This window comes from Kitasatospora sp. NPDC054939 (assembly GCF_053610105.1).
Genome location: NZ_JBSGXP010000263.1, coordinates 1 through 4,830, shown reverse-complemented (window position 1 = coordinate 4,830; position 4,830 = coordinate 1). Strand labels below are relative to the sequence as shown.

Below are 4,830 nucleotides of genomic sequence, written 5' to 3'. Positions count from 1 at the left end.
CCCGTTTCCTGAGGTCTGGGGCTTCTCGCGGTGCCCCGGGCGGCGGTGTTGGGGGGGGGCCCGGTCTTCCGGGCCGCGGGGCCCCGCCGTTCGTGCAGTCGCGCTCCTCGTCAGCGGGCCGGAAGGTCGCTCGGCCCGACGTGGCCGTCCAGCCAGTCCCGCAGGGGCTGCGAGGCCCGCAGGAAACCGGTGATCCGCCGGTACGCGTCGCGGGTGCCGAGCCAGCGGGCGACCGGCCACTCCTGCCAGGCGACCAGTCCCTTGTGCCGAAGCAGCTCGATCCTGGGGTGGTCCTTGGCGACGCCGCGCGGGGCGGTGCGCAGCGAGTCGCGGCCGACCACCGCGGGCCCGGCGCCGCGGACCCGGGCGATCACCCGCTCCAGCTCGGCGCCGGACACGTCCTCGGCGACGGCCGCCCGGTAGCGGGCCAGCTGGTCGCTCGCCAGCTGGTACATCCCGTTGCCGCAGGCCAGCCCGTCGGCGGACAGCTGGACGTAGCCCCCGGCCTCCAGGTGCGCGCCGATGTGCGTCTTGTACGGCGACTTGTCGGCGCTGAACCGGACGTCGCGGTTCGGCCGGAAGATCCTGCCCGGCCCGAACTCGGGCTCCAGCTCGGCCAGCAGCGCCTCCATCGGCGCGCGGACGGACTCGTCGTACTGCCTCCGGTGGGACTGCCAGAAGGTCTTGGAGTTGTCGGCCTCCAGGTGCTCGTAGAATTCGAGCGCCTCGGCAGGCCAGCCGTGGAAGGTCACCCCACCAGTATGTGGCCCGGTGCACACGCCGCCGGCGTCGCCAGCTCCGCTACCGCTGGGTAGCATGCGGACATGAGCAGCGCAGAGACCGCCACCCCCGCCCCGGACGCCCGTACCGAGCGCCGGGCCAAGCGCATCGCCAAGAACCTGACCGCCTTCGCCCAGCAGCACGGCGGCAGCGCCGACGGTGTCGTCGAGTACGTCGGCGCCGTCGCCACCCGGATCGTCGTGGTCGGTGCGGACGGCGCCTGGGGCGACCAGGTCGCGCCGAGCTACGCCGTCGGCCGCCGGGCCGCCGAACTGGCCGGGATCACCCTGCACGCCGACTTCGAGGGCGAGCTCGGGCTCAAGGTCAAGACCGGCTCGTACGAGTGGAAGCGGATGGCCGGCATCCAGCTCGGCGGCTGAGCCGCCCCCCGCACACGGCGAAGGGCCCCGGGAACCGCACGGTTCCCGGGGCCCCTCGCGCGTTCCGGCGCCGGGCGCTCAGACGCCGGCCGGCTGCGCGGCCCGCTGCACCGGCGCGCCCCCGGCCGGCGCTTCGGCCGCCCGCTCGCGCAGCGCCAGCGGGATCCGAAGGACGGCCGCCCAGGTCAGCGCGGCGCCCAGCATGTGCAGGCCGACCAGCAGCTCCGGCACGTTGGTGAAGTACTGGACGAAGCCGAGCACCCCCTGCAGCAGCAGGACGACCAGCAGCTGTCCGGCCCGGCGCCGGGCGGCGGGCGGCGCCTTCACCGCCGCGAAGGTGAACAGCACCGCCACGGCCAGGCCGACCGCGAGGAAGGCGAGGTCCGCGTGGACCTGCGCCAGCCGGTCGTAGTCCAGCGGGATGCGCGGCACGATCTTGTTGTCCCGCGGCGTACCCGGGTGGTGCCCGGCGCCGGTCACCAGCGTCCCCGCGGCCACCAGCAGGCCGATCGTGCCGACCAGGACGTACGAGAGCTGCAGCACCGGGCGGGCGGTCAGCAGGCGCGGTGCGGCGTCCCCCTCGCCGGCCCGCTCCCACATCAGCAGCGCCACCCAGATCAGCGCCATCGCGGCGATCAGGTGCACCGCCACCGTGTACGGGTTGAGCCCGGTGAGCACCGTGATGCCGCCCAGCACGGCGTTCACCACGACCAGCCAGAACTGCGCCCAGCCCAGCCTGGTCAGGCTGCGCCGCCAGGGGCGGTGCGAGCGGGCGGCCAGGATCGCCCAGCCGATCGCGGCGCTCAGCACGTAGGTGAGCATCCGGTTGGCGAACTCGATGACGCCGTGCATGCCCATCTCGGGCGTCGGCGTCAGGCTCTCGCCGGTGCAGCGGGGCCAGGTGTCGCAGCCGAGGCCGGAGGCGGTGAGGCGGACGGCGCCGCCGGTCACCACGATCACCACGCTCATCACCAGCGCGGCCAGGGCGGCGCGGCGGACCACGGCGGCGGAGGGCTGCCAGCGGTCGGCGAGCCAGGAGAAGGGGTTCAGCACGCGGTCAATCGTAAGTGGCCTTACAGGCGATCTTGGGGCGGGGCACGGGCCGGGCGCCCAGCGGGGCACGGGCCGGGCGCCCGGCGGGCCGCTCCGCCGGGAGCCGGGGGCAAAGCGCACCCTTCGGGCAAGACGGGCATTGGTCTTGACCAATTGCCCGGGTGGCCGAAAGAGTGCGGCTTGGTCCATACCTGTTTCGGGCCGCCACCCGTTCCCGCACCTCGACGCGGAGATCCTGCACATGCGCATAACCAAGCCCGCCGCCGCCCTCGCCGTCGGCGGATCCCTGGCCCTGGCCGCCGTCGTCGCCCCCGCCGGCCATGCCGCCCCCACCACCGGCGAGCAGTGCCGGAGCCTCGGGGTCGCCAACCTCTACGGCGAGTTCATCGAAGGCGACGACACCCACACGCCGGACGCCGAGGGCGCGGTGGCGGTCGGCGGCAACGCCGACTTCACCGGCGGCTTCTCGGTCGGCCAGGAGCTGACCGACGAGCAGGTCAAGGCCCTGCCCGGCGGCCACGCGCTGGTTGTGGCCGGCCGCATCACCGGGCACAACACCCAGGTGATGAAGGGCAACGGCGTCTACGGCGGCAAGGCCCCCGGCGCCGTCGTCCAGGCCCACCGGGGCACGGTCGCGCAGGGCGCCTCCCCGATCGACTTCGCGGCCGAGTTCGCGAAGCTGCGCGCCGCCTCCACCGCCCTCGCCGCCGCCCCGCAGACGGCCGGCGCCACCGCCGAGCTCAGGGACGGCGCGCTGCGCCTGACCGCCGGTGACGCGAAGCTCAACAGCTTCACCGTCGGCGCGGCCACGCTCCAGGGCGCCAAGGACGTCTACCTCAAGGTGCCGGCCGGCTCCGTCACGGTGGTCAACGTCACCGGCGACGCGTACGACATGGCCGCCGCGAAGACCACCGGCTTCCACCTGTGGGACGAGGGCCGGAAGGCGTACGTCCTGGACGACAAGCTGCAGAGCGCCGCGGGCGGGGCGATCCGGGCCAAGCTGCTCTGGAACTTCCCGACCGCCACCAAGGTCGTCAAGAACAGCCAGGCCGCCTGGGCCGGCACCGTGCTGTCGCCGAACGCCGCCTTCGACCTCGGCAAGGGCGGCCCGGTCAACGGCTCGGTGATCGCCAAGTCGCTCACCGGCAGCGGCGGGGCCGAGACCCACCACTACCCGTTCACCGGCTGCCTGCCCACCGAGGTCCCGCCGACCCCGACCGTGCCGCCCACGGTGCCGCCGGGGCCGAGCGGCTCGCCCACGGCCACCCCGGGCGCCGGCACGCCGTCCGCGACCGGGACGCCGAGCGGTCCGGCGAGCCCGTCCGCCTCCGACAGCCCCGGTGCCGGGCCGACCCCGGGTGCCTCCGGCAGCCCGTCGGCGAGCGCACCCGCGGGCACCGCGCCGGCCTCGCCGAGCCCGTCGGCCACCGGCACCGGCGGCGGCCTCGCCAGCACCGGCTCCGGTCCGGTGCTGCCGCTGGCCGTCGGCGGCGCCGTGGTGCTCGCCGCCGGTGCCGGGATCGTGGTGGTGGCGCGCCGCCGGGCGGCCGGGAACGCCTGACGTCCGATCACTTCGGTGCCCCCGGCGGTCGGATCCGATCGCCGGGGGCACCGTTGTTCCTGGCCGTGCACTGCCAATGTGACGAAAACCATTCGGCTTCGCCCGCGCGGTGTTCTGCGAGGTGGCGGGTGTGATGGGCTGCCGATGCACATCCGGGGCCGGACGGACAGGCGAAATCCGGTCGTACGGCGGGGTGGCACGGTGCAGGAGTGCCGGTAGAGTCCCCCGCACCGTCGTAGCGGGCCACCGCAGGGAACACGCAACGCGCCTGCTGCACAAGACCGTTCGGAGGGGACAACGAAATGGCGCGACAGCAGTGGCAGACCGGTGCGCGGATCGGGGGCTCGATCGCGGCCCGGCGGGCAGCGCTGGTCGGAACGGCGGCGGCGGCCGTCCTGCTGCCCCTGGGACTGGCCACCGGCGCCTCGGCGCACACGCCGAAGTGGACCGTGACCTGCGACAAGATCGTCATCGATCTCACCAACTACAGCGACCGACAGGGCGTGAAGAACTCCGTCAGCCTCACCGTCGACGGTGAGAAGCTGCTCGACCAGCACCAGTTCGGCAAGGCGTACCAGGGCACCTTCCCGGTCAAGGCGCACAACGCGCCGATCACCGCGACCTTCGTGGTCACCACCACGGAGGACCCGAAGAACCCGCAGTGGAACAAGACCGAGACCAGGACCGTCGAGGTCTGCCAGACCCCGACGCCCACGCCCACGCCCACCAAGACCCCCACCCAGACCCCGACCCCCACCCCCACGGGGACTAAGACCCCGCCGGCGACGCCCACCGCCTCGCCCACCCCCACCGTCTCGGCCACCGCGAGCGCGAGCCCGAGCCCGACCAAGGCGGCCACCCCGGCCCCCACCACCAGCCCGTCGGGGCCCGCGCTGGCCCAGACCGGCGGCAGCAGCGCGACCCCGGTCGTCGCCGCGGCCGGCGCCGGCGTCCTGCTGGTCGGCGGCGCCCTGGTGCTGATCGCCCGCAAGCGGCGCAGCAGCGAGAGCTGACACCCCGCACCCGACGCAACCGCGCCCCCCGGCCGATCGGCCG

General features: G+C 74.6%; 5 protein-coding genes. 3 read left to right on the top strand and 2 right to left on the bottom strand.

Annotated elements, in window-relative coordinates; all coding sequences use genetic code 11:
* Window positions 1-110: 110 nt before the first annotated feature.
* Complete coding sequence (locus ACWGB8_RS37825) at window positions 111-752, bottom strand: DUF2461 domain-containing protein (protein WP_452218197.1); 642 nt, start codon at window positions 750-752, stop codon at window positions 111-113.
* A 72-nt stretch (window positions 753-824) separates the two neighbouring features.
* Here ACWGB8_RS37825 and ACWGB8_RS37820 point away from each other — a divergent pair, with 72 nt between their 5' ends.
* Complete coding sequence (locus tag ACWGB8_RS37820) at window positions 825-1,160, top strand: hypothetical protein (RefSeq protein WP_452218196.1); 336 nt, start codon at window positions 825-827, stop codon at window positions 1,158-1,160.
* Between the two features lie 78 nt (window positions 1,161-1,238).
* Here the strand turns inward: ACWGB8_RS37820 and ACWGB8_RS37815 are convergent, their stop codons facing one another.
* The gene (locus ACWGB8_RS37815) at window positions 1,239-2,222 is read right to left on the bottom strand and encodes a COX15/CtaA family protein (protein ID WP_452218198.1); all 984 of its coding nucleotides are present in this window, start codon (window positions 2,220-2,222) and stop codon (window positions 1,239-1,241) included.
* A 232-nt stretch (window positions 2,223-2,454) separates the two neighbouring features.
* Here ACWGB8_RS37815 and ACWGB8_RS37810 point away from each other — a divergent pair, with 232 nt between their 5' ends.
* Window positions 2,455-3,774: a choice-of-anchor A family protein gene (locus tag ACWGB8_RS37810; RefSeq protein ID WP_452218195.1), complete on the top strand. Its 1,320-nt coding sequence runs from the start codon at window positions 2,455-2,457 to the stop codon at window positions 3,772-3,774.
* 302 nt (window positions 3,775-4,076) lie between these two features.
* Window positions 4,077-4,787 carry an LAETG motif-containing sortase-dependent surface protein gene (locus ACWGB8_RS37805; RefSeq protein ID WP_452218194.1) on the top strand — a complete coding sequence of 237 codons (711 nt, stop codon included), beginning with the start codon at window positions 4,077-4,079 and terminating at the stop codon, window positions 4,785-4,787.
* Window positions 4,788-4,830 lie beyond the last annotated feature (43 nt).